Annotated in this window: 23 protein-coding genes and 1 tRNA gene; 12 read left to right on the top strand and 12 right to left on the bottom strand. The window is 68.8% G+C overall.

What is annotated here, in order from left to right; translation table 11 throughout:
• Positions 1–4 precede the first annotated feature (4 nt).
• The 5 genes from ACM9LZ_RS10200 to ACM9LZ_RS10220 form a co-directional block, all read right to left on the bottom strand.
• The gene (locus ACM9LZ_RS10200) at positions 5–1,993 is read right to left on the bottom strand and encodes a heme lyase CcmF/NrfE family subunit (RefSeq protein ID WP_416619289.1); all 1,989 of its coding nucleotides are present in this window, start codon (positions 1,991–1,993) and stop codon (positions 5–7) included.
• Positions 1,994–2,126: 133 nt separating this feature from the next.
• Positions 2,127–2,597 (bottom strand): cytochrome c maturation protein CcmE, encoded by a 471-nt coding sequence (gene ccmE / locus ACM9LZ_RS10205; protein ID WP_416619558.1) that lies wholly within the window; start codon positions 2,595–2,597, stop codon positions 2,127–2,129.
• A complete protein-coding gene (gene ccmD, locus ACM9LZ_RS10210; RefSeq protein ID WP_416619290.1) occupies positions 2,597–2,803 on the bottom strand; it encodes a heme exporter protein CcmD in 207 nt (68 codons plus the stop codon). Before ccmD ends, ccmE begins: the two co-directional genes overlap by 1 nt.
• 4 nt (positions 2,804–2,807) lie before the next feature.
• A complete protein-coding gene (locus ACM9LZ_RS10215) occupies positions 2,808–3,530 on the bottom strand; it encodes a heme ABC transporter permease (RefSeq protein ID WP_416619291.1) in 723 nt (240 codons plus the stop codon).
• A 103-nt stretch (positions 3,531–3,633) separates the two neighbouring features.
• A complete protein-coding gene (locus tag ACM9LZ_RS10220) occupies positions 3,634–6,273 on the bottom strand; it encodes an EAL domain-containing protein (RefSeq protein WP_416619292.1) in 2,640 nt (879 codons plus the stop codon).
• A gap of 560 nt (positions 6,274–6,833) precedes the next feature.
• Between ACM9LZ_RS10220 and ACM9LZ_RS10225 the strand changes: the two genes are divergently transcribed.
• The 6 genes from ACM9LZ_RS10225 to ACM9LZ_RS10250 all read left to right on the top strand — a co-directional run bounded on the left by ACM9LZ_RS10225 (position 6,834) and on the right by ACM9LZ_RS10250 (position 12,150).
• Positions 6,834–7,805, top strand: coding sequence for a hypothetical protein (locus ACM9LZ_RS10225; protein WP_416619293.1), 972 nt, complete (start codon positions 6,834–6,836; stop codon positions 7,803–7,805).
• The gene (locus ACM9LZ_RS10230) at positions 7,802–9,223 is read left to right on the top strand and encodes a hypothetical protein (RefSeq protein ID WP_416619294.1); all 1,422 of its coding nucleotides are present in this window, start codon (positions 7,802–7,804) and stop codon (positions 9,221–9,223) included. The genes ACM9LZ_RS10225 and ACM9LZ_RS10230 overlap by 4 nt, the downstream gene beginning before the upstream one ends.
• A 6-nt stretch (positions 9,224–9,229) precedes the next feature.
• On the top strand, positions 9,230–9,841 hold the full coding sequence (locus ACM9LZ_RS10235) for a pyroglutamyl-peptidase I (protein WP_416619295.1): 612 nt from the start codon (positions 9,230–9,232) through the stop codon (positions 9,839–9,841).
• A 102-nt stretch (positions 9,842–9,943) separates the two neighbouring features.
• Positions 9,944–10,861: a sulfite exporter TauE/SafE family protein gene (locus ACM9LZ_RS10240; protein ID WP_416619296.1), complete on the top strand. Its 918-nt coding sequence runs from the start codon at positions 9,944–9,946 to the stop codon at positions 10,859–10,861.
• Positions 10,858–11,619: a TIGR02186 family protein gene (locus ACM9LZ_RS10245; RefSeq protein ID WP_416619297.1), complete on the top strand. Its 762-nt coding sequence runs from the start codon at positions 10,858–10,860 to the stop codon at positions 11,617–11,619. Before ACM9LZ_RS10240 ends, ACM9LZ_RS10245 begins: the two co-directional genes overlap by 4 nt.
• Positions 11,620–11,673: 54 nt before the next feature.
• Positions 11,674–12,150, top strand: a complete 477-nt coding sequence (locus ACM9LZ_RS10250; RefSeq protein ID WP_416619298.1) for a universal stress protein — start codon at positions 11,674–11,676, stop codon at positions 12,148–12,150.
• On the opposite strand, the gene ACM9LZ_RS10255 is transcribed toward ACM9LZ_RS10250, so the two are convergent.
• Positions 12,143–12,625 carry a DUF2244 domain-containing protein gene (locus ACM9LZ_RS10255; RefSeq protein WP_416619299.1) on the bottom strand — a complete coding sequence of 161 codons (483 nt, stop codon included), beginning with the start codon at positions 12,623–12,625 and terminating at the stop codon, positions 12,143–12,145. The two genes, ACM9LZ_RS10250 and ACM9LZ_RS10255, sit on opposite strands and share 8 nt — an antisense overlap.
• A 254-nt stretch (positions 12,626–12,879) precedes the next feature.
• On the opposite strand from ACM9LZ_RS10255, the gene nth reads away from it, so the two are divergent.
• The 4 genes from nth (at position 12,880) to adhP (ending at position 16,088) form a co-directional block, all read left to right on the top strand.
• On the top strand, positions 12,880–13,515 hold the full coding sequence (gene nth / locus ACM9LZ_RS10260; protein ID WP_416619300.1) for an endonuclease III: 636 nt from the start codon (positions 12,880–12,882) through the stop codon (positions 13,513–13,515).
• Positions 13,516–13,567: 52 nt separating this feature from the next.
• On the top strand, positions 13,568–14,746 hold the full coding sequence (gene hemW / locus ACM9LZ_RS10265; RefSeq protein WP_416619301.1) for a radical SAM family heme chaperone HemW: 1,179 nt from the start codon (positions 13,568–13,570) through the stop codon (positions 14,744–14,746).
• A 60-nt stretch (positions 14,747–14,806) separates the two neighbouring features.
• Positions 14,807–14,883: transfer RNA gene (locus ACM9LZ_RS10270), tRNA-Arg, on the top strand.
• A gap of 179 nt (positions 14,884–15,062) precedes the next feature.
• Positions 15,063–16,088, top strand: coding sequence for an alcohol dehydrogenase AdhP (gene adhP, locus ACM9LZ_RS10275; protein WP_416619302.1), 1,026 nt, complete (start codon positions 15,063–15,065; stop codon positions 16,086–16,088).
• A gap of 28 nt (positions 16,089–16,116) precedes the next feature.
• On the opposite strand, the gene ACM9LZ_RS10280 is transcribed toward adhP, so the two are convergent.
• Together ACM9LZ_RS10280 and ACM9LZ_RS10285 are read right to left on the bottom strand one after the other, a co-directional pair.
• Entirely contained in the window at positions 16,117–17,469 is a 1,353-nt protein-coding gene (locus tag ACM9LZ_RS10280; protein ID WP_416619303.1) for a class I SAM-dependent RNA methyltransferase, read from the bottom strand.
• Positions 17,470–17,489: 20 nt separating this feature from the next.
• Positions 17,490–17,939: an acyl-CoA thioesterase gene (locus tag ACM9LZ_RS10285; RefSeq protein WP_416619304.1), complete on the bottom strand. Its 450-nt coding sequence runs from the start codon at positions 17,937–17,939 to the stop codon at positions 17,490–17,492.
• Positions 17,940–18,088: 149 nt separating this feature from the next.
• Between ACM9LZ_RS10285 and ACM9LZ_RS10290 the strand changes: the two genes are divergently transcribed.
• A complete protein-coding gene (locus ACM9LZ_RS10290; RefSeq protein WP_416619305.1) occupies positions 18,089–18,331 on the top strand; it encodes a hypothetical protein in 243 nt (80 codons plus the stop codon).
• A gap of 84 nt (positions 18,332–18,415) precedes the next feature.
• On the opposite strand, the gene ACM9LZ_RS10295 is transcribed toward ACM9LZ_RS10290, so the two are convergent.
• Genes ACM9LZ_RS10295 through pyrF form a run of 3 tightly spaced genes read right to left on the bottom strand, consistent with a single transcriptional unit; the run spans position 18,416 to position 20,324 of the window.
• Positions 18,416–18,961, bottom strand: a complete 546-nt coding sequence (locus ACM9LZ_RS10295) for a GNAT family N-acetyltransferase (RefSeq protein ID WP_416619306.1) — start codon at positions 18,959–18,961, stop codon at positions 18,416–18,418.
• Positions 18,958–19,611, bottom strand: coding sequence for a phosphoribosylanthranilate isomerase (locus ACM9LZ_RS10300; protein ID WP_416619307.1), 654 nt, complete (start codon positions 19,609–19,611; stop codon positions 18,958–18,960). Before ACM9LZ_RS10300 ends, ACM9LZ_RS10295 begins: the two co-directional genes overlap by 4 nt.
• Positions 19,608–20,324 carry an orotidine-5'-phosphate decarboxylase gene (pyrF, locus tag ACM9LZ_RS10305; protein WP_416619308.1) on the bottom strand — a complete coding sequence of 239 codons (717 nt, stop codon included), beginning with the start codon at positions 20,322–20,324 and terminating at the stop codon, positions 19,608–19,610. Before pyrF ends, ACM9LZ_RS10300 begins: the two co-directional genes overlap by 4 nt.
• 446 nt (positions 20,325–20,770) lie before the next feature.
• On the opposite strand from pyrF, the gene ACM9LZ_RS10310 reads away from it, so the two are divergent.
• Positions 20,771–21,379: a DUF2889 domain-containing protein gene (locus tag ACM9LZ_RS10310; RefSeq protein ID WP_416619309.1), complete on the top strand. Its 609-nt coding sequence runs from the start codon at positions 20,771–20,773 to the stop codon at positions 21,377–21,379.
• A gap of 62 nt (positions 21,380–21,441) precedes the next feature.
• On the opposite strand, the gene ACM9LZ_RS10315 is transcribed toward ACM9LZ_RS10310, so the two are convergent.
• Complete coding sequence (locus tag ACM9LZ_RS10315) at positions 21,442–21,861, bottom strand: bactofilin family protein (protein ID WP_416619310.1); 420 nt, start codon at positions 21,859–21,861, stop codon at positions 21,442–21,444.
• Positions 21,862–22,094 lie beyond the last annotated feature (233 nt).

Genomic DNA, 22,094 nt, shown 5'->3' on the forward strand with positions numbered 1-22,094 from the left:
GCGCTTACTCGGCGGGTTGCAGGTTGGAGACGGCGGGGGCAGCCCGGCGCGCAGGCACGCCGACCCGAAGCCGCCGGTCCGATACGCTGAGCAGGCCGCCCAGGACCATGACCAGCGAGCCGATCCAGATCCAGGGCACCAGCGGATGATGATAGAGCCGCACGACCCAGCCCTTGCCGTCGCCATTGGGCTCGCCCAGGACGGCATAGAGGTCGGCGGCGAAGGTCGTGTAGATGGCCGCTTCCGTCGTCTGCATCTTGGCGACGGGATACCAGCGGCGTTCCGGGGTCAGGGTGGCGATGGTCTGGCCGTCGCGCCGGACCGTGAAATGGCCCATCTCGGTCGTGTAATTGGCGACCCGCAGATCCTCCACCTTGTCCAGGGTCAATTCATAGCCGGCGATGGCGGCCTTATCGCCGATCCCCATCACCCGGACATCCTCGGTCAGCCAGAAGCTGGTGCCGACCATGCCGGCGATGGCGATGCCCATGCCGGCATGGGCCGTGGCCGTGCCCCAGGCGCCCAGCGGCAGGCCGCGCGCGCGCGACAGGCTGTCACGCGCGGGCACGCGGAACAGCTTCACGCGGTCGGCGATCTCCCAGACCGCGCCGAACACGGCCCAGCCCGCCATGGCGATGCCGACCAGGGCCATGACGGGCCGCACACCCTGTTGCCACAGGGCCGCCAGCACGACGATGGCGGTCAGCAGCCCCGCCACCCAAAGCCGGCCCAGCACGCCCGGCAGGTCCGCCCGCTTCCACGACAGGAAGGGCCCCGCCGCCATGAACAGGACCAGCGGAATGGCCAGGAACGGCGTGATGAAGTTGAAATAGGGCGCGCCGACCGAAATCTTGTGCCCGAACACATCCAGCAGCAGCGGCATCAGCGTGCCGATCAGCACCACGGCCGCCGACACGGACAGCAGCAGGTTGTTCAGCACCAGCGCCCCTTCCCGGCTGACCGGGGCGAACAGGCCGCCCACCTTCAGCGAATGGGCGCGCAGGGCGAACAGCAGCAGCGCGCCGCCCGTCGCCAGACCCAGCAGGATCAGCACGGCCACGCCGCGCTGCGGATCGACGGCAAAGGCATGGACGGAGGTCAGCACGCCCGAACGCACCAGGAAGGTGCCCAGCAGCGACAGGGAGAAGGTGAGGATGGCCAGCAGGATGGTCCAGGTCTTCAGGGCATCGCGCTTTTCCACCACGATGGCCGAATGCAGCAGGGCCGTGCCGGCCAGCCAGGGCATCAGGGAAGCGTTTTCAACCGGGTCCCAGAACCACCAGCCACCCCATCCCAGCTCGTAATAGGCCCACCAGGACCCCATGGCGATACCCATGGTCAGCGACGCCCAGGCCACCAGCGTCCAGGGCCGGACCCAGCGGCCCCAGGCCGGGTCGACCCGGCCCTCGATCAGGGCGGCCACCGCGAAGCTGAAGGCGACGGAAAAGCCGACATAGCCCAGATAGAGGAAGGGCGGGTGAAAGGCCAGACCGGGGTCCTGCAGCAGCGGGTTGAGGTCGTTGCCGTCCAGCGGTGCCGGATCGATCCGGACGAAGGGATTGCTGGTCAGCAGCATGAACAGCAGGAAACCCAAGCCGATCAGCCCCTGTACCCCCAGCACGCGGGCCTTCAGCGTGGGCGGGATGTTGCGGCCGAAGGAGGCCACGGCCGCCCCGAACAGGGCCAGCATCAGCACCCAGAGCAGCATCGAGCCCTCATGATTGCCCCAGACGCCGGAGACCTTGTAGAGCATGGGCTTCAGGCTGTGGCTGTTCTCCACCACGTTCAGCACGGAGAAATCCGAGACGACATAGGCCTGCATCAAGGCCAGGAAGGCGATCGTCACGACGCCGAGCTGGGCGAAGGCCGCCATCCGCCCCGCTTCCATCCAGGCGGTATCCCGGCGCGCCGCACCGGCCAGCGACAGGATGGACTGGACGATGGCCAGCAGCAGGGCCAGCACCAGGGCGTAATGTCCGATCTCCGGGATCATGCTCTTCTCGCTGCTCGGGGGCTTTGCCTTGTGGCGGCCGGCTGCCGTCATCCTGGCGCTTCGCCGCCATTCCCCGTTCCCCATCGATCCGGCAACCCATGGCCGGGGAAGGAAGGGCGGGGCGGGGTGCGGGTTACTTCCCTTCCGGTCCGTAGACCGGACGGCCCGGCACCTCGGGACGGAACTCGCCCGATGCCTTCAGGGCGTCGGCCACTTCCTTGGGCATGTAATTCTCGTCATGGCGGGCCAGGATCTCACGGGCCTGGAACGTGCCGTCGGGGCCCAGCCGGCCTTCGGCCAGCACGCCCTGGCCCTCACGGAACAGGTCAGGCAGCGCGCCGCTGAAACTCACCTTCACGCTGTGGGCCGTGTCGGTGATGATGAAGTTCGTGGTCACACCATCATCCAGCTTCGTGACGCTGCCGCCTTCCACCAGCCCGCCGACACGGACCAGCTTGTCGCCCGGCGGGCGGGTGACCAGATCGGACGGGGAGAAGAAGAAGGCCACGTTCTCGTCGAAGGCCGTCAGCGTCAGGGCCGTCGCCGTGCCCAGGCCGGCCAGGGCCAGCAGCAGCATATAGAGCCGGCGCTTCTTGCGCGTCATCATGGCGTGTCCCCTCCACCGGCGTCCTGCCGGTCCGTGCGGCGGCGGCGGCGCGGCAGGCTTTCCTCCAGCATGCGCAGCAGCCGTTCCTTGCGGCGCAGGCCGGCCAGGCTGAAGCCCAGCAATCCGCCCAGCACCACCAGCGCCAGGCCATAGCTGGACCAGACATAGATGGCGTAACCGCCCATCTGGAAGAACTCGGCCATGATGTCACACCCCCCCGGCCTGGGTCAGACGCAGGGTCTGGATTTTCCGTTCAGCCAGCTCGGCACGCATGCGCAGGATGACGGTCGCCGTGAAATAGGTCAGGAACGCTGCCCCCATGATCATCAGCGGCCACAGCATGTCGGGATGCACGGTCGGCTTGCCCAGGCGCAGGACGGAGGCCGGCTGGTGCAGCGTGTTCCACCAGTCGACCGAGAATTTGATGATGGGCACGTTGATGGCGCCGACCAGTAGAAGGATCGAGCCCGCCCGGTGGCCGCGCTGCGGATCATCGAACGCATCGACCAGCGCCATATAGCCCAGATACAGGAAGAACAGGATCAGCACCGAGGTCAGCCGCGCATCCCACACCCACCAGGTGCCCCACATCGGTTCCCCCCACAGGCTGCCCGTGACTAGGCACAGCAGGGTGAAGCCGGCGCCCAGCGGGGCGGCGGCCTTGGAATAGACCTCCGCCAGCGGATGACGCCAGACCAGGGCACAGGCCGCCGCGACGGCCATGGAGCTGTAGGCGAACATGGCGGTCCAGGCGGCCGGCACATGCACATACATGATGCGCACCGTGTCACCCTGCTGATAGTCGCCGGGACTGGCGACCAGCCCCAGATACAGGCCGGCGGCGAACAGAAGGACGGACAGGACCGAAGCCCAGGGCAGGACCAGGGCGGCCAGGCGCAGGAAGCGGGCGGGATTGGCGAAACGATGCATGGTGGTCCCTATGTAGCACGCGCCCGGCCGGTTTCACACCGGCGGGCATGCCGCCTGCGCTGATTTGCGCCATCATTTGATCCAGGACAAGCCCCGCCGGCGCTCAACCCCAGCGGCCGGCCCGCAATATCGGTGCCCTTGGCCGCGCCGTGGACAGGACGGGCATGTGATGCACCATGGCCAGGGCCGCATCGGCTTCCAGCGGGCGGGAGAACAGGTATCCCTGGCCCCGCTCGCAGCCCATCTGCGTCAGCAGCCGGGCCTGCTCCTCCGTCTCCACCCCTTCGGCGACGACGCCGAATTCCATGATGCCGACGATGTGCAGGATGGCGCTGACCAGTTCCACGCCCTTGGGATCGCTGGTCATGGCCGTCACGAAGCTGCGATCGATCTTGATCGTGTCGACGGGCAGGTTTTGAAGATAGGCCAGGGAGGAATAGCCCGTGCCGAAATCGTCGATGGCCAGCCCGATCCCCAGATCGCGCAGCCCCTTCAGGATGGAGACCGCTTCCCCGCCCTGGCCGATCAGGCCGCTTTCCGTGATTTCGAGCTGCAGCCATTCCGGCCTGCATTCGGTCATGTCCAGCACGCCGGCCACCCAGCGCACGATATCCAGCCGCGACGGGTCGAGCTGATAGGGCGACAGGTTCACGGATACGTAAAGCGGCTTCTCCGTCCGGTCGCGGTTCCATTTGGCCGCCTGCCGGCAGGCCTGCACCAGGATCTGGTTGCCCAGCGGCACGATCAGGCCCGTCTGCTCGGCCACCGTCACGAAGGTGGATGGCGGGATGGGCCCATGTTCGGGGTCGGTCCAGCGGGCCAGCGCCTCGAACCCGACCAGCTCGCCATCGGACAGGCGGACGATGGGCTGGAAGGCGGGGCGCACGCCATTGCTGAAATAGATGGCCTGGCGCAGGCGGTCATAGATGATGTTGCGTTGTGTCAGCCGGGCGCGCATGGCGTCGTCGAACACGCGCCGCCCGCTGCCGCCCGCCGTTTCCGCCTCCGCGCTGGCGATCTCCGCGTCGCGCAGCAGGGCGGGGGCGTCGTTGCCCCGGCCGTCGCAGAACACGACGCCCAGGCTGGCCGTCACGAACATCTCGCGTCCGGCCACGGAAAGGGGTGCGCGCAGCGCGTCGCGCACGGCCGGGGCCAGCCGGTCGGCCCGGTCCATGCCATTCTCGAACGAGATGACGGCGAATTCGCCCGTGTCGATGCGGCCCAGCAGGTCGCCCGGCGGCACGCAGGTGCGCAGCCGGCTGGCGATGGCAGCCAGCAGCGCATCCGCATCGGCTTCCCCCAGGGCGGCCTTGATGGCGCGGAACCGGTCCAGTCCGATGACAGTGATGGCGGCGTCGCTGTCCACGCCCAATGCCTGATCCAGCGCCCGCAACAGATGCGCGCGGTTCGCCAGCCCTGTCACCGGGTCGAAATGGGCCAGGACATGAAGCCTTTGCTCGGTCCGCCGGCGATAGATCTCCGCCTGCCGTTCCGACAGAAGATGGTGCAGTTCCTGCCCGGCCTCCAGCTCGGCGGCGGTCCAGGGAATGCCCGTGTCGCGCAGCAGCACGACCTGGCCGTCCGGGACCGTCACGCCCAGCAGGCCGCCGCACCAGGCGATGCCGTCACGCCGCAGCACCTGATCGGAGGCCAGCAGATCCAGCCAGTGGGAAAGCGGCGGACCGCCTTCGCCACCATGCTGCACCCCGTCGATCCCGATGATCAGCGTGTCATGCGGGATGATGTCGGTCAGGTCGGCCCGCGCGACCAGCAGGCCGTCGGCCAGTTCCACCGCCTCGCGCAGATGCCGGCCCAGCCGGGCCATCCCCCGCGCCGCACGGGTGCGGGCGGCGGCCATCGCACGTTCCTCCAGCGCCGCGATCTGCGCGCCGACAATCTCCCCCAGCCCTTCGCACAGGGCGCGCATGGCGGGCGTCAACGCCCGCGGCGTGCGGCTTTCACACCAGAGATAGCCCCACAGCCGGCCGCCCACCGACAGGGCGACCACCATCACCCCGCGCATGCCGCGCAAGGCCGCGCGTGTCCGCAGCGATGATGCCGGTGCCCGCAGGGCGGCCCGGCGCAGGTCCACCCGCCGGGCTGTCTGCGGGCTGTCGGCCGGCAGGACGGGGATGGCGGGGGCCGCCATGTCGCGGATGACACGCGCCCGGTTCAATTCCAGCAGCATCCTTTCCGTCTCGCTCGGCGGGCCGAAGCCCACACCGGACGGATCGGGAATGCCGGGTGCCGCATCCTGGGCCAGGATCACGGGTTCCGGCCGGTCGGCCAGGCGGATCAGCAACACCCGTTCGTACCCCGTCAGGCGGCGCAGGTCATGGGCGGCGGCCTGCGCCAGGCTGTCCAGGTCGGCCATGTGCCGATACCGGCGCAATGAGGCCCCGAAACCAGCCGTCAGCATGGCGCCATCGCCGGCGGCCGGCGTGGCCTCGATCTCCAGGATCAGGCCGGCGGCGTCCCAATGACCATGTGCAATCAGGCGCTGCCGCACCCCGTTGCGCATCACGCGCAGCGACAGGGGCCCGATGGCATCCTGCCCCGCCTGGGTGATGGCCCGGTCCAGCGACCGGGCGGCGGCGGGGCCCAGCAGGTCGGCAACGGGGTGGCCCAGCGCCGTGTCCAGCGGCCGGCCCAGCAGGTCGGGCAGGTTGGCGCCGGCCTGTAGCAGCAGGCGGCTGCGCGCATCCAGCACCATCAGCCAGCCATGCGGCTGGATCATGTCCATCTGCTCGGTCCCTGCGTCTTCGGTAGATGCGCCATTGACCGGTGCGCCTTCGGCCGGAATGCCGGGCGTGACGGGGGCTGTCCAATGGGGGGCAGTGGGAAATGGCATCGGGACAGGGCACCGGTTGTCGATGATGGAATGGGTCGGCCCGAGGGCTGGTCGCACTATCTTCCGTCGGTCGTTAATATTGCGTTGTCCCGGCTTTCCAATTGCGGTGGATCAAAACAACATTCATCCGGACGAAGATGCGCCCGCCGTCTCCGGATTGGCAACCCCATACGCGGCGCAGTCCGGCCGCCAGTGTGAAGCATTTCACACAAGTGTCACTCATCGGCCGCGTCGCGTCACCTGTCGGGAAAATGCCTCCGGCAAGGTAGCGAAATTGCATCGATATGACCGAACGTGCTAACGATAACGGCTAAGAGAACGTTCTGGGTGGAGAAGCGCCGGGCCATGCGGATGAAATGCGTTGTGCCTTCCTTGCCCGAGGGCGCGGACAGCGTCGTGCGGGAAGTCGGCAAAGAGGTCCCATCCCTGATCCTGGGATGGCGGAGAACACGATGCTTGGCTCTTTTCTGCGCCGTCTGACCGGCGCCCGGCCGGAGGTGACACAGCCGGCGGCTCCGGCGCCCGTGGCTCCGCCACCGGTGGAAGAACCGCCGCGTCAGGACAGCGTCGTGGAGGAAACCGCCCTGCCACCGCCGGAGGCCGATTTCCCGCTGGCAAGCCTGGAAGCGCTGCCGGGTCCGGCGGTCAACGGTCCGGTCTTTTCCTCCCGCGCCGTGCGTGACGCCACGGTCGTCACGGCGATCATCGAGCTTCTGAACCGATTCGTGGGCGGCCAGGACCTGCTGGACGATCTGACATGGCGGCTGGAAAGCCTGACCCACGAACAGGTGAACTTCCTCCAGCTATCGGCCGGACCCGGCCTGATCCATCAGGCACAGACCCGGGTGGAGACGATGAAGGGCACCAAGGCGGCCGCCCTGCGCAAGCTGCTGACCGACCTGGCCGGCGGGGCCATCCCCGAGCCTTTGAATCGGGCCAGCGCGCTGGTCATCCCCAAGGGGCCGATCGTGCCGCCCCTGTCGTCGCTGCAGCCGCGGGCGGGAAATCTGGTCCCGCCGCCGGCCCCGAGCCCGAGCCCGTCCCCGGCGGTTTCCCCGCCTCAGCCGGCGGCGGCTGTCCCGCCGCGCAAGCCTGCCCCGTCCCCTGCCGCCGAACCCGCTTCCGTGGCAGAGCCGGTCGGCGGTCCGCCGATCGCGCCCATCAGCGTTTCCCTGCCCCCCCTTTCGGCCGAATCACCGCGGCCGGCCGCGGCGCCCGCGGCTGGTGACGGGCCGGATGCCGCCGACGGGGATGGCGCGAAGCCCGTTTCTGCACCGTTGCCCCCGCCGCGCGCCGCCGCGCCGGCCGCTGCGGCACCTGGCGGTGCCGTTCCCCGCCTTGGCCGCCAGGATGCCGAAGCGCGCCGCGCCCGCCTCCTGGCTTCCCTGAACGATACACTCTCCTCCAGCGAGGCCGCCCCATGAGCATGCCGTCCAGCGACACCACCGATGAGCGCCGGCCGGTCGAAACCGGGGAGACCGGCGGCCCCCTGGTGGGACAGGTCCAGGAATCGGTCGACCCGTTCGATTACGCGGAAACCATCGTCCGTGACCTGGCGCTGCATGTGGGCTCGCGGCTGCGCGATTTCCGGTCCGACCTGGCGGCGATGCATTCCGCCGTCGTCCAGTTGCCGGAAACCATGAAGATCAACGCCCTGGGCCAGAGCATCCAGGAATTGCGGGAACGGCTGGCCCACCTGACGGGTGTGGTCAGTCAGCAGGTCTCCCGCTATCCGGAGGAACTGGACCGCGTCTCCAAGACCACGGGCGACCTGTTGAACCGGGTGGCCGGGCTGGAAAGCTGGATCGCCGCGGCGCGTCAGTCCATGGCGCAGGGGGAGGGGCCCAGCCTGCCCATGCCCACGGGCGGCTTCGTGGGGCAGGACCAGCTCAACGTCATCATCAGCCAGGTGCATGAAAGCATCATGCGGGTGGTGGGTGCCGTGCGCGACCTGCAACTGGATGTGCGTGACATCCGCACCGACCTGCGCGATGGACCGGCACCGGCACCGGCACCGGCACCGGCACCGGCACCGGCGGTCACCGATGGGGAGGCACCTGCCGGCCCCATCCCGGCATCCGTGGATCTGTCCCCGGCCCTGGCGGCGCTGGAACGCCGTCTGGCGGCCCTGGAAGACCGGCCGGCCGCGGGTCCGGCCATCACCGATCCGGCCCCTTCCATTGCCGATCTGTCGCGGCGCATCGCCGCCCTGGAACAGCGGCCGGTCCCGGCGCCGTCACCGGCCGCCGTCACGCCGGCCGCTGCCGGCTCGGCGGATGTGGCGGCCCTGGTCTTCGGGTCGTGGAACCGTCTGGCCCAGCCGGCCGGCGATGTGGCCCTGGCCCAGACCGTGGAAGCCGTGCTGTCCACCCTGTCCCGCCGGTTCGGCCAGACGGTGCGCACGCCGGCCGTGGCCAAGGGGTCGGGCATCATCGCCGTGGCCAGCGACCAGCGGGGCGCCACGCCCGTCGTCGCCCTGGTCGCGACGGAGGATTTGTGCGGCCGTCGCTGGGGCCTGGGCGCCGCCGGCGCGGAAATGCGGGCGGACGCGACGGATGACAAGCCGGCCGCCATCCGCACCCCCTGCTGGCGGGCCCTGCTGTCCGCCGCGGCGCTGGTCGAACAGCAGGCGGCCGGGACGCGCGTCCTGCCCGTGCTGGTCTATGGCCATGGCAGCATCGATGTCCTGCCGTCGCGCGACGACATGGCCTCCTTCGGTCAGCGCCTGGGTGTTTCGGCCGCCGCCGACCGGTTGCTGGTCGTGGGCGCGTCGGACCAGTCCCATGCCGGTCTGGCGCAGCCGCGCGACCTGCTGTCGGCCCTGACCGATCTGGGCCTTTGACCGGCCGTGACGCGCCTTCTGGTCACCGGCTTCGCGCCTTTCCTGGACCATGCGGCCAATCCCACGGCCTGGCTGGCGGAACGGCTTGACGGTGCGCGCATCGGCGGGGCGGATGTCACGGGCATCACCCTGCCCGTGACATTCGACGGGGCCGTGCCGGCCCTGCTGGACGCCGTGGCGGCAACGGCGCCGGATGCCGTCGTGATGTTCGGCCTGGCTTACGACACGGATGCCATCCGGCCCGAACGGCTGGCCCTGAACCTGGATGACAGCACGGCGCCCGACAATGACGGACAGGTGCGCCGCAATCGTCCCATCGATCCGGCGGGTCCCATGGGCTATTGGTCGTCGCTGCCACTGGACGCGATCATCGATGATCTGGGGGCCGCCGGCATTGCGGTCAGGACCAGCCGCGATGCCGGCGGCTATATCTGCAACCATCTTTTCTTCGGCATCCGCCATGCCCGGCCCCATCTGCCGGCCGGGTTCATCCATGTCCCGCCCTTCCCGGATCAGGTGCGCGAGGCCGACAGGGGGCACCGCACGGGCATGACGCCGGAAAGGCTGGAGGGGGCGGCGCGCCTTATCCTGGCGCGCGTTGCGGCCCAGCCGGCATAGCGGATGGGCATGCGGGTGGGCGGCATGAGCGTTTGCCGCTTGGGTTCCGGCCCCTTTGGGCGTTAAGTTGGAAGACGTCTCGCCACCGGCCCCTTGGGGATCATGCAGATCTACCTTCCGATCGCCGAAATCTCGGTCAACGCCCTGTTGATCCTGATGCTGGGTGGCGGTGTCGGGTTCCTGTCCGGGCTGTTCGGTGTGGGCGGCGGCTTTCTGATGACGCCGCTGCTGATCTTCATCGGCGTGCCGCCGGCCGTGGCCGTGGGGACCCAGGCCAACCAGCTTGTCGGGGCCAGCGTGTCGGGCGTGCTGGCCCATTGGCGGCGCAACAATGTCGATGTGAAGCTGGGCAGCGTCATGCTGGCCGGCGGCACGGTGGGCACGGGTCTGGGCGTCTGGCTTTTCGGGCTTTTGCAGAAGCTGGGCCATATCGATCTGGTGATCTCGCTTTCCTATGTGCTGTTCCTGGGCACGGTCAGCAGCCTGATGCTGGCCGAAAGCGTGCGCGCCATGCTGAAGGGCCGGGGAAAGCCCGTCCGGTCCAAGCTGCATCACCATACCTGGCTGCACGGTCTGCCCTTCAAGGTGCGGTTCCCGCGTTCCCGCCTTTACATCTCCGCGCTGCTGCCGGCGCTGATCGGCTTCGTGGGCGGTGTGCTGGTGGCCATCATGGGGATCGGCGGCGGCTTCCTGCTGGTGCCGGCCATGATCTATGTCCTGGGCATGCCGACGGCGCTGGTGGCCGGCACCTCGCTGTTCCAGATCATCTTCACCACGGGCCTTGCCGCTTTCCTGCAGGCGGTGGGCAACCAGACGGTCGATATCGTCCTGGCCCTGCTGCTGCTGGTCGGCGGCGTGGTCGGGGCGCAGTTCGGCACGCGCGCCGGGGCCAGGCTGCGGGGCGAGCAGGCGCGCGCCCTTCTGGCGCTGATGGTGCTGGCCGTGGCCGTGAAGCTGGCCGTGGACCTGATCGTCCGGCCGGAAGACCTTTATTCCATCACCCTGCCGGTGGCGACATGACGGCGCGGCGCTGGTCGGCCCTGCCCGTCGCCCTGCTGGCGGGCCTCTGCCTGTGGCTGGCCATCCGGCCGGCCTGGGGGCAGTCGCTGGTGGCCGACCTGTCCAGCCACCTGATCGCCATCACCACGGGTTTCACGGGCACCGATGTCGTGCTGTTCGGCGCCGTCGACGGGGATGGCGACGTGGCGGTCGTGGTGCAGGGGCCGGAGGGGGAGGTGACGGTCCGGCGCAAGGACCGGGTGGCCGGCATCTGGGTGAATACCGAGGATGTCGTGTTCCTGCGCGTGCCGGCCTATTACATGGTCGCCGTCACCTCGCCGCTTGACGGGGTGGTGCCGCCGCCCGTGCTGCTGCGGCACGAGATCGGGCTGGATTATGTCCGCCTGCTGCCCGAACGGGCCAAGCTGCCGCCGGAGATGCTGGCGGAGTTCCGTGCCGCCCTGATCCGCAACAAGCAGCGGGCCGGGCTTTACGCGACGGAGACGGGTACCGTCTCCTTTCTGGGTCAGCGCCTGTTCCGCACCCGCATCCATTTCCCGGCCAATGTGGCCACGGGGACCTATACGGCGTCGGTCTTCCTGATCCGCAATGGCGACGTGGTCAGTGCGCAGACCACGCCGCTGCTGGTATCCAAGATCGGCTTTTCCGCCAATGTCTATGAATTCGCCCAGCGGCAATCGGTCTTTTATGCCGTGCTGGGCGTGATGCTGGCCGTGACGGCCGGCTGGCTGGCCGGCATCGTGTTCCGCAAACCCTGACGCATTCCCTTTATGCCTGAGACCCGACAGAATCTGTTCCCCCTGGAGGACCCGATGAGCCAGAGCGAAAAGGCCCGCATCTTCCTGGTCGTCGTGGACGAGACCGAGGAAATGACCGTGGCCCTGCATTACGCGGCCCGGCGCGCCCGCAATTCCGGCGGCCACGTCGCCCTGTTGAACGTGATCCCGCCGGGGGAATTGCAGCAATGGGGTGCCATCGAGGAATTGATGAAGCAGGAGCAGCGGGAGGAGGCGGAGCAATTGATGCAGCGCCTGGCCAAGGATGTCGTGGATATCGCCGGCTCCGTCCCCTCCCTTTATATCCGCGACGGGCAGACCAGCGAGGAACTGATCAAGCTGATCCAGGAGGAGCCCAGCATCTCCATCCTGGTGCTGGCCGCGGGCACGGGACGCGGCGGGCCGGGGCCGCTGATCAGCCACGTGGTGGGCCAGATGTCGGGCAACCTGCGCATCCCCGTCACCGTGGTGCCGGGCTATCTCTCCGACGAGCAGTTGGACGCGATCACCTGACGGGCAGGTCACCCGGCCGCCGCCCCCGCCAATCATCCAGGGCAGCACGCAGGGCGCGGGCGAAATCCTGCCGTTCATCCAGGCAGAGATAGCTGCCCACGACGAGATGCCGCCCGTGGGAGGACAGGGTGATCTGGCTGCCGGGGCGGATGGGGTCGTCCAGATGCACGCGCAGCCAGGTGGGCTGGAAGGTCCAGCGTTGCCGCCGGGCGGCCGGGTCCACCCGTTCCACGGTCAGCGCCCTGTCAGTCAGTTCCACCGTCTCCTGCGCGTGCCCGCTGCGGTAGCTGGCCTTGAACGCCCAGTAGAGCAGCGCCACGTCGACCCCCATGAAGCCCACCACGGGCCAGGCGCCGTTCAGGAAGAAGATCAGGCCGGTGCCCAGGCTCAGGCCGCCCACGCACCACATCAGCCGCCGGAACCCGGCCGGGCTCAGGCTGCGATGCGGGTGGATCACGGCGCGGAACAGGATCACCGCCGGGATTTCCGGCGCTGATGCTGTGGCCGGCGGATCCGGCGATGATACGGCCAAATCATTCATGCCTGCTACGATATGGTCGACGCCTGTGTCGCGGCAAGGGCGTGTGCGCGCCCGGAAGGCGGAGCCGGACAGGAGAAACAGGACAGGCGGAGCCGGACGGGGCAGGGTGGCCGGGAAGGGGCGCCCGATTGCGGTGGCCGCTGCGGCCCGCTATGCTGGGGCGCCCCCACCTTGTCCAGGTTTTCCCCTTGAAGCGCGCCGCCATCGACGAATTCTTCCGCCGCCTGTCCGAACGCGACCCGGAACCGAAGACGGAGCTTGAATATTCCAATCCCTATACGCTGCTGGTCGCCGTGGTCCTGTCGGCCCAGGCCACCGATGTGGGCGTGAACAAGGCCACCCGTGCCCTGTTTGAAAAGGCGGACAACCCGACGGCCATGGTGGCGCTGGGCGAAGCCGTGGTGCGCGACCACATCAAGACCATCGGCCTTTACAAGACCAAGGCCGCCAATGTCATCCGGCTGTCGGAGATTCTGCTGGACAGGCACGCCGGTGCCGTTCCGCGTCAGCGCGAAGCGCTGGAGGAACTGCCGGGCGTCGGGCGCAAGACGGCCAATGTCGTGCTGAACGTGGCCTTTGGGGAACCGACCATCGCCGTCGATACCCATATCTTCCGCGTCTCCAACCGGACGGGCCTGGCGCCGGGCAAGGATGTGGAGGCCGTGGAACAGGGGCTGCTGAAGCGGGTGCCGCGCGCCTGGCGGCTGCATGCGCATCATTGGCTGATCCTGCACGGCCGCTATGTCTGCAAGGCGCGCAAGCCCGATTGCCCGGCCTGCATCGTCCGCGACCTTTGCGATTTCACGGGCAAGGTGCTGGAATAGGCGGCCGGCCCCCCAGGATGGCCCCCCAGGATGGCCCCCAGGATGATATGAAATGACGACCCCGCCCGATCCGGGTTTCGCGCTTTATGTGCATTGGCCGTTCTGCGCGTCCAAATGCCCCTATTGCGACTTCAATTCCCATGTGCGGGAAAAGGTGGACCAGCCGCGCTGGGCGGAAGCCCTGCTGCGCGAACTGGACCATTTCGCCGATCTGACGCCCGGCCGCACCCTGACATCGGTATTTTTCGGGGGTGGCACGCCATCCCTGATGCCGCCATCGACGGTGGAAGCCATCCTGCGCCGGGCGGATGAGCGCTGGGGCCTGCCGGCTGGCACCGAGGTGACGCTGGAAGCCAACCCGACCAGCGTGGAGGCGGACAAGTTCCGCGCCTTCCGCGCGGCCGGTGTCAACCGTGTCAGCCTGGGCATCCAGGCCCTGAACGATGCCGACCTGAAGGCTTTGGGCCGCCGGCATTCGGCCGGGGAGGCGCTGGCCGCCATCGGTCTGGCCCGCGCCATCTTTCCCCGCTACAGCTTCGACCTGATCTATGCCCGGCCGGACCAGACCGTGGCAGCCTGGCGCCAGGAACTGTCCCGTGCGCTGGACCATGCCGTGGGGCACCTGTCGCTCTACCAGCTCACCATCGAGGAGGGCACGCAGTTCCACACCCTGCATGCGCGCGGCGCCCTGGTCCTGCCGGAGGAGGAGGTGCAGGGCGACCTTTATGCCGCCACGCAGGAGGTGCTGAACGCCGCCGGCCTGCCTGCTTACGAGGTGTCCAACCATGCACGGCCGGGCGAGGAGAGCCGCCACAACCTGACCTATTGGCGGTATGGCGATTATGCCGGTATCGGGCCAGGCGCCCATGGGCGGCTGACGCTGCCCGGCCAGGGCAAGGTTGCCACCCGCACCCACCGCGCGCCGGAAATCTGGCTGGAACGCACGCTGGCGGCGGGCACGGGCGCCAAGCCCCTGGAGCCCGTGTCCGCCGCCGACCGGCTGACGGAAATGCTGATGATGGGCCTGCGCCTGTCCGAAGGCGTGCCCCTGGCGCGCGTGGCGGCGGAAACCGGCCGGCCGCTGGCCCAATGGCTGCCGGCCGGCCGGCTGGATGGCCTGATCCGCCATGGTATGCTGGAATGGCGCGGCAATGGCGCCGGCGCCGTGCTTGCCGCCACCACCGACGGACGGGAACGGCTGAACGGCGTGCTGGCTGCCCTTCTGGCATGATCGGGCCACGCTTGGGGCTTTCCCCTGCACGCGATTGCCGCTATATGGGGGGCGTGGTTGGCGTCCGTAGCTCATCAGGATAGAGCGCCGGTTTCCTAAACTGGAGGCAGCAGGTTCGAGTCCTGCCGGGCGCGCCACATTTTCCCCCGCCATACCCCCCGTTTGCCCCACCGGTGGACCCCGGTGCGTGGAAAACCGTTTCCTTCAGGAAGGGGTTTGACCTGGATCATGGCCATGCCATGCGGGGTCCCTATGCTGCCTTCATCCCGCAACGGGCGGACACAAGCCGCCTTGAGCCAGAGGGGGAAGCGATCCCATGCTGCCGCAGAAGATGAAAGCCGCCATTGTCCATGCCTATGGCGCACCCCTGCACCTGGAGGAGGTGGCGGTGCCCCGTCCCGGTCCGGGCCAGATCCTGGTGAAGATCGCGGCGTCGGGCGTCTGCCATACCGACCTGCATGCCGCCGACGGCGACTGGCCCGTCAAGCCGCCGCTGCCCTTCATCCCCGGTCACGAGGGGGTGGGCACCGTCGTGGCGGCCGGGGCCGGCGTGACGCAGGTGCGCGAGGGTGACCGCGTGGGCGTGCCGTGGCTCTATACCGCCTGTGGTCATTGCGAACATTGCACGACCGGTTGGGAAACGCTGTGTACCGCACAGCAGAACACGGGTTATTCCGTCAATGGCGGCTATGCCGAATATGTGCTGGCCGATCCCGGCTATGTCGGCCATCTGCCCGGCAATGTCGGGTTCGCGGAGATCGCGCCCATCCTGTGCGCCGGTGTCACCGTCTATAAGGGCTTGAAGGAGACGGATGCCCGCCCTGGCCAGTGGGTGGTGATCAGCGGTATCGGGGGGCTTGGCCATGTGGCCGTGCAATATGCCAAGGCCATGGGATTGCATGTCGCGGCCGTGGACGTGGCCGACAGCAAGCTCGACCTGGCCCGGCGGCTGGGCGCCGACCTGACCGTGAACGCCGCGACGGTCGACCCCGTGAAGGAGATTCAGGCCAGTATCGGCGGGGCGCACGGGGTGCTGGTCACCGCCGTCAGCCGCCCGGCCTTCGCCCAGGCCATCGGCATGACCCGCCGCCGCGGCACGATCAGCCTGGTCGGGCTGCCGCCGGGCGACTTTCCCGTGCCCATCTTCGATGTGGTGCTGAATCGCATCACGATCCGCGGCTCCATCGTGGGCACCCGCGCCGATCTGGCCGAGGCCCTGATGTTTGCCGGGGAAGGCAAGGTGAAGGCTACGGTGGCCACCGAAAAGCTGGACGATATCAACAGCGTGCTGACCCGCCTGCGCAACGGGAAGGTGGAAGGCCGCATCGTTGTCACCCCCTGATGCCGCCATCCCGCCCCGTTCGCAGGGATCAGCGCTGGAACCAGCCCACCAGTTCCATATGGGCCGACCACAGGAACTGGTCCACGGGCAGGATGTCGGTCAGGCGGTAGCCGCCATCGATCAGCATCTGGGCGTCGCGGGCGAAGCTGAGCGGGTTGCAGGACACGCCGACCACGCGGGGCACAGCGGATGCCGCGAGCTGTGCCGCCTGTGCCTGGGCCCCGGCCCGCGGCGGGTCGAAGACAACGGCCTGGAACCGGTCCAGGTCGAACGGCACCAGCGGATCGCGGAACAGGTCGCGCCGTTCCGCGGTCACCCGGCCCTGTGTCTGCCGCGACCCGCCCGACAGGGCGGCGAAGGCGGCCGGATCACCCTCCACGGCATGCACATGTCCGGCCGGCGACAGGTGGGCGGCCAGCGGAAAGGTGAAGGTGCCGCTGCCGGCAAACAGGTCTGCGACCGCTGTCGCCGGGCCGATACCCCCCAGCACGGCGGCGACCAGTGCGCTCTCTGCCTGCCGGCTGGCCTGTAGGAAGGCGCCGGGCGCGGGCGAGACGGTGACATCGCCGAAGCCCAGCAGGCCGGACCGGCGCAGGGCCACGGGCTCGGCCGGCTGTCCGTCCCGGGCGCGCCAGGACAGGCGGGCCAGATCCTGTGCCTGCGCGAAGCCGGCCAGATGTTCCAGGGTCCGCAGGTCCGGTGCGGCCAGCCCTTCCAGCACAATATCGACCCCGTCATCCAGCAGGGTCAGGGCCACGTCGACCGACTGCCCGTCGGCCAGCAGCGGTGTCAGAGCCTCACGCAGCGGGGCGATCAGGGCCGTCAGCGGCGGGGCCAGCACGGCACAGGCGGACAGATCGACCAGCCGGTGGGAATGCGCCTCGTTGAAGCCCAGCCAGACGCGGCTGCCCCGCCGCACGGCATTCATCACGGCGCGGCGGCGCTGGGCCGGTTCGGTCCGGGCCATCGGGTGCAGCGTCACGCCGTCCCCCAGCAGGCCGCAGCGCCCGAGCACCGTGGTCAGCGCCTCCAGCTTCCAGGTGGCATAGGTCGCATCGTCCATATGCTGGGCGACGCAGCCGCCGCAACTGCCGAAATGCGGGCAGGGCGGTTCGGCCCGCCCCGGCCCCTCTGCCAGAAGGGAGACGGGCACCCCCTCCCATCCGTCGCCGCGATGGGCGCCGAACTTCACCATCAGCCGGTCGCCCACCAGCGTCTGCGGCACATAGAGGCGGTGGCCCTGCCATTCGGCCAGCCCGTCGCCCCGGCCGCCGAGGCGCGTGATCGCCACCTCCACGGGGCCGCGCGTGGGCGGCTCGGGTGCCGGGCGCTGGGCGGGACGGGAACCGGGGCGGCGGGCGTGCGGCTTGCGGGGGGGCATGGGATTTTTTCCGCTGGGGGTCAAAACAGATAGGGGGCCAGGTTGGCACGCATCGCATCCGGCACGCGCACGGGCCGCCGGGTTTCGGGATCGATCAGCACCTGGATAGCCGTGTGGGTGGCCACGGGCCGGCCCTCCACGAACAGGCCACCGCCGACCGTGATGGAACTGTTGCCGATGGCGATGATGCCCATGCCGGTGCGCAACGGCGAGGGATAATGCACCTCCGCCAGAAATTCGAAATCGGTCCGGCGCAGCACCACGGCGAAGGTGCCCGCCGCGGCGTGCAGGCCCAGATGGGAGACAAGGCCGACGCGCGCATTTTCGAAATAGGTACCGATGGCGTTGTTGTTGGCATGGCCCACCGGGTCCAGGTCGGCATAGCGCACGCGATCCTCCTGCCAGAACCGGAACAGGTCCGGATCGGTCAGGCGGGTGCGCTCGAAGGTGGTATGGGCGGGGCTGGCCATGGGGGTTCTTCCTGGGCCGGTGGCACCGGCGTGACATTCACGGAATCTTCTTCCGGGGCATAGGAGGTGACGAAGATTTTGGCAAGCCGGACGGACGAAACGGTGATAGAAGGACCGAACGACCAATCTTGCCCGGAAGGGAACCATCCATGTCCGATCCAACCAGCACCGCAGAGCAGCTCTTCGACAAGGCGCTCGACGTCGCGGAAAAGCACCTTGAAGCGGCCATGAAGGAAGGTGGCGCGCTTTCCGGCTATGTGGCCATCGCCATGATCGAGGCGGCCGTCAACCAGGCCGTGGAAGAAACCAGCCACGAAGACGTGGCCGACATGCTGCGCGACCTGGCCGACCAGATCGAGGCCGATGCCGAGGAAGGCAGCGAGGAGGACTGAACCTCTCCCCCCGCGGCCGCCTTGAAAGGACGCCCCGCCGGTCTCGCCGGCGGGGTTTTTTTCATGGCCGCCGGTATTATGGATTCAGGACCGGATACGGCCCATGCACAGTGCGTCCACATAGCGGCCGTCGCGGAAGGCATAGTCGCGCAGGCGTCCTTCCTCCACGAAGCCGAACCGCCGGTAGAGGCTGATGGCGCCCGCATTGTCGGCGAAGACCGTCAGTTCCACGCGATGCAGGTCCAGCCAGCGGTCCGCCGCATCGACCAGGGCATGGGTCAGGGCCTTGCCCACGCCGGCCCCCTGCACATCATCATGCACGCCGATGGCGAAATCGGCCACGTGCCGGCGCCGGCCCCCCTGGCGCACCAGGCTGGCGGCACCCACCAGCCGGTCATCCAGGATGGCGACGATGTGCAGATCGTCCGGCCCGCCCTTCTCCATCCAGGCGCGCGTCCCCTCCACACCGGGAAAGGGCGGGCGCAGGGTGCCGTACCTGAATTTCGGCAGCGACGCCATGGCGGCCATGGCGTCGGCATCGTCCAGCCGGCGGGCCCGCAGCCACAGGCCGGGCGGGCCGAAGCCGGCCACGGTGCCGCCCGGCGGCGGGGTGAAACCGGCGCCGGTCATGCTGTTCCCCTTATTCCGGCCACAGCCGTCAGGAAGGCGCGGATGCGGGCCGGGCTCTTGCGCCCGGGCGCATCCTCCACACCCGATGATACATCCACAGCCGTGGCGCCCGTTGCCCGGACGGCGTCGGCGACATTGTCGGGGTCCAGGCCGCCCGACAGCATCCAGGGACAGTCCCAGCGCCGTCCCGTCAGCAGCGACCAGTCGAAACGGATCCCGTTGCCACCGGGCAGCAGGGCCCCCCTGGGCGGCTTGGCATCGAACAGCAGCATGTCGGCGACGCCCTCGAACGCCCTGGCCGCATCCAGATCGGCCGGTTCCGCCACCTTCACGGCTTTCAGCACGGGCAGGGCGAAGCGCGCCTTGATGGCGGCCACCCGTTCCGGCGTCTCCGACCCGTGAAGCTGGATCAGGTCCAGCGGCACCTGGGCCAGCACATCGGCCAGCATGTCGTCGGCCGGATCGACGAACAGGCCGACGACGCGCGTGCCGGTGCGGACCATGCGCGACAGTTCCGCCGCCGTGGCGATGGACACGTTGCGCGGCGATCTGGGGAAGAAGACCAGCCCGACATAGCGCGCACCGCCATCCAGTGCCGCCTGCATCGCCTCCGGCGTGCCGATGCCGCAGATCTTGGCCCGGATGTTCATGCGCCCAGTTCCTGTGCGATGCGGCGGGATGCGGCGGCGGGATCGGGATCGGCCGTGATGGGGCGGCCGATGACCAGATGGTCGGCCCCGGCGGCCACGGCCTGTCCCGGCCCCATCACGCGCTTCTGGTCGTTGACGGCGGCCCAGGACGGGCGGATGCCCGGCACCATCAGCGTGAAATCGGCGGGCAGGTCGGCGCGCAGCAGCGCCACCTCCGCCGGGGAGCAGACGACGCCATCGGCCCCGTTGGCATGGGCCATGGCGGCCAGGCGCCGCACCTGATCGGCGGCGGGCAGGGCCTGGCCCACGGCGGCCAGATCCTCATCCGACAGGCTGGTCAGGACCGTCACGGCCAGGATGCGCATGCGGGCCAGGCCCAGCCGCGCGGCTTCCTCCGCCGCGGCGTCGGCCGCTGCCCGGACCATGGCCGGGCCGCCGCCGGCATGGATGGTCAGGAAGGTGGGGGCCAGCGGCGCCACCGAACGCACGGCACCCGCCACCGTATTGGGGATGTCGTGCAGCTTCAGGTCCAGGAACAGCGGCAGGTCGCCCGCCGACACCACCGCGCGGATGCCGGCCGGCCCCTGGGCCATGAAGAATTCCAGCCCCAGCTTCACCCCGCCGACCAGGCCGGCCAGACGTGCCGCCATGGCCTTCGCCCCCTCCGTCTCCGGCATGTCCAGGGCAACGAAAACGCGGTCGGTGGGGCGCATGGCGCGGGGCTCCTGCTGGGTCTGTTCCGATGGGCCTGTTTATCGCGGATCGCGGCCACGGCGAAGGGCCGATCCGGCAGAAGTGCCATACGCGGGGGGATCGGCATGGCCTTATACTATTTTGCGGTGATCAGAACCTGTTGGTTCTGATCACCGCACTCAATGGCCGACGCCAACATTCGTTGGCTTGCGCCGACGCCAACATTCGTTGGCTTGCGCCGACGCCAACATTCGTTGGCTTGGCGACGCCGCACGAGCGGCGCGGCGGCGATCGCCGCCGGACCAACTTGCGATGCGTTCTACTCATCGCAAGTTGGTAATAACCACCTTCCCGGAACGTAAAGGGAAGCCCTTGACCCTGCCCCGTTCCCGCCGCCAGAATGGTGCCGGGCGCCTGCCGCCGGCTGTGCGCAAAGCGCCCATCACACCATAAAGGGAGTGACCCCATGCCCTTGCCGCCGCCCGATGTTCCGCGCGAACGCATGCATCAGCGCCGGGTGACCTGCCAGGGCTACCGGCGATCCGACGGGCTTTGGGACATCGAAGGCCACATCACGGATGCCAAGGATTATCCCTTTTTCCGAGGGGACCGGGGGGAATTGCCGCCCGGCGCCTTCGTGCATGAAATGTGGATGCGCCTGACACTCGACAGCCGGTTGACGGTGCAGGCGGTGGTGGCGGTCACCGATGCCGCGCCCTATCGCCTTTGTCCCGCAATCACGGACAATTTCCAGCGTCTGGTCGGCCTGTCGATTGCCAGCGGCTGGACCGCGGCCGTGAAGGAACGGCTGGGCGGAACGGAAGGCTGCACGCATCTGGTGGAATTGCTGGGCCCCATGGCCACCACGGCCTTCCAGACCATCGCCACCTGGATGGACGACCGCGATCAGGAACGGCGCGCCGCCCAGGCGGCCCGGGGGGAAACCCCGCCACCCCGCACGCGGCGCCCGCCCATGATCGATACCTGCCACGCCTGGGCGGCCGATGGGGAGGTCGTGGCGCGGGAATGGCCGGAATTCGCCGTACCCGCCCGCACGGGTGGCGACCGGCCCTGATAAGCCGGCCGCACCAAAAAAGCGGGTGCATCACGCGGGGCCGACCGACCCCGCGCCGGTGATCAGGATTGCGGCTTGCCGGTCTGCAGGGAGCCGGTCACGCTGCCGCCATCGGCAATGTTGATGCGGCCATAGCGGATGGTGCCTTCCAGGTTCCCCGTCTCGCCCACCGACAGGATGCCCGACACCTCGATCGTGCCCGTGGCGCGGCCGTTGACGCGCATCTGCTCGACATTGGCGGTGCCCTCGAAATGGCCGCCCTCGGCGATTTCCAGGATCTTGATGTCGACCAGGGTCACGTCGACCAGGCGTCCGGCCACATGCAGCGTATGGCAGTGGGAAATCTTCGCCCCCTCGATCCGGGCCTCGGAAGCGATGGTGGTGATGCCGCCGGCCGACGGTCCCGTATCCGCAGCCGCCTCCGCTGCACCGCTCAAACCGGGACGCTGGAAACTGCGCGGGTCCAGGATATCGTTGGGCATCGGCTCAATACTCTCCGCCAGAGGCTGACCGGTTGGGTCGGATTTCCATGGGCGGCGTGTTAACCAGCCCGTTCTTTCGCGTTCATTCATAAGCTGAAAGGGTTAAAACCGCAACGCTCTTGCCCAGGACACGTGAGGGATGCATGGGGGTAAGTTGACAGGCGGACACTCCCACCCAATAGTCCGCGGTTCCGGCGTGCGGGCATAGGGCCCGACACGTTGCGAACCCTATG

The sequence above is a fragment of the Niveispirillum fermenti genome, assembly GCF_048066175.1.
Lineage (GTDB): Bacteria > Pseudomonadota > Alphaproteobacteria > Azospirillales > Azospirillaceae > Niveispirillum > Niveispirillum fermenti.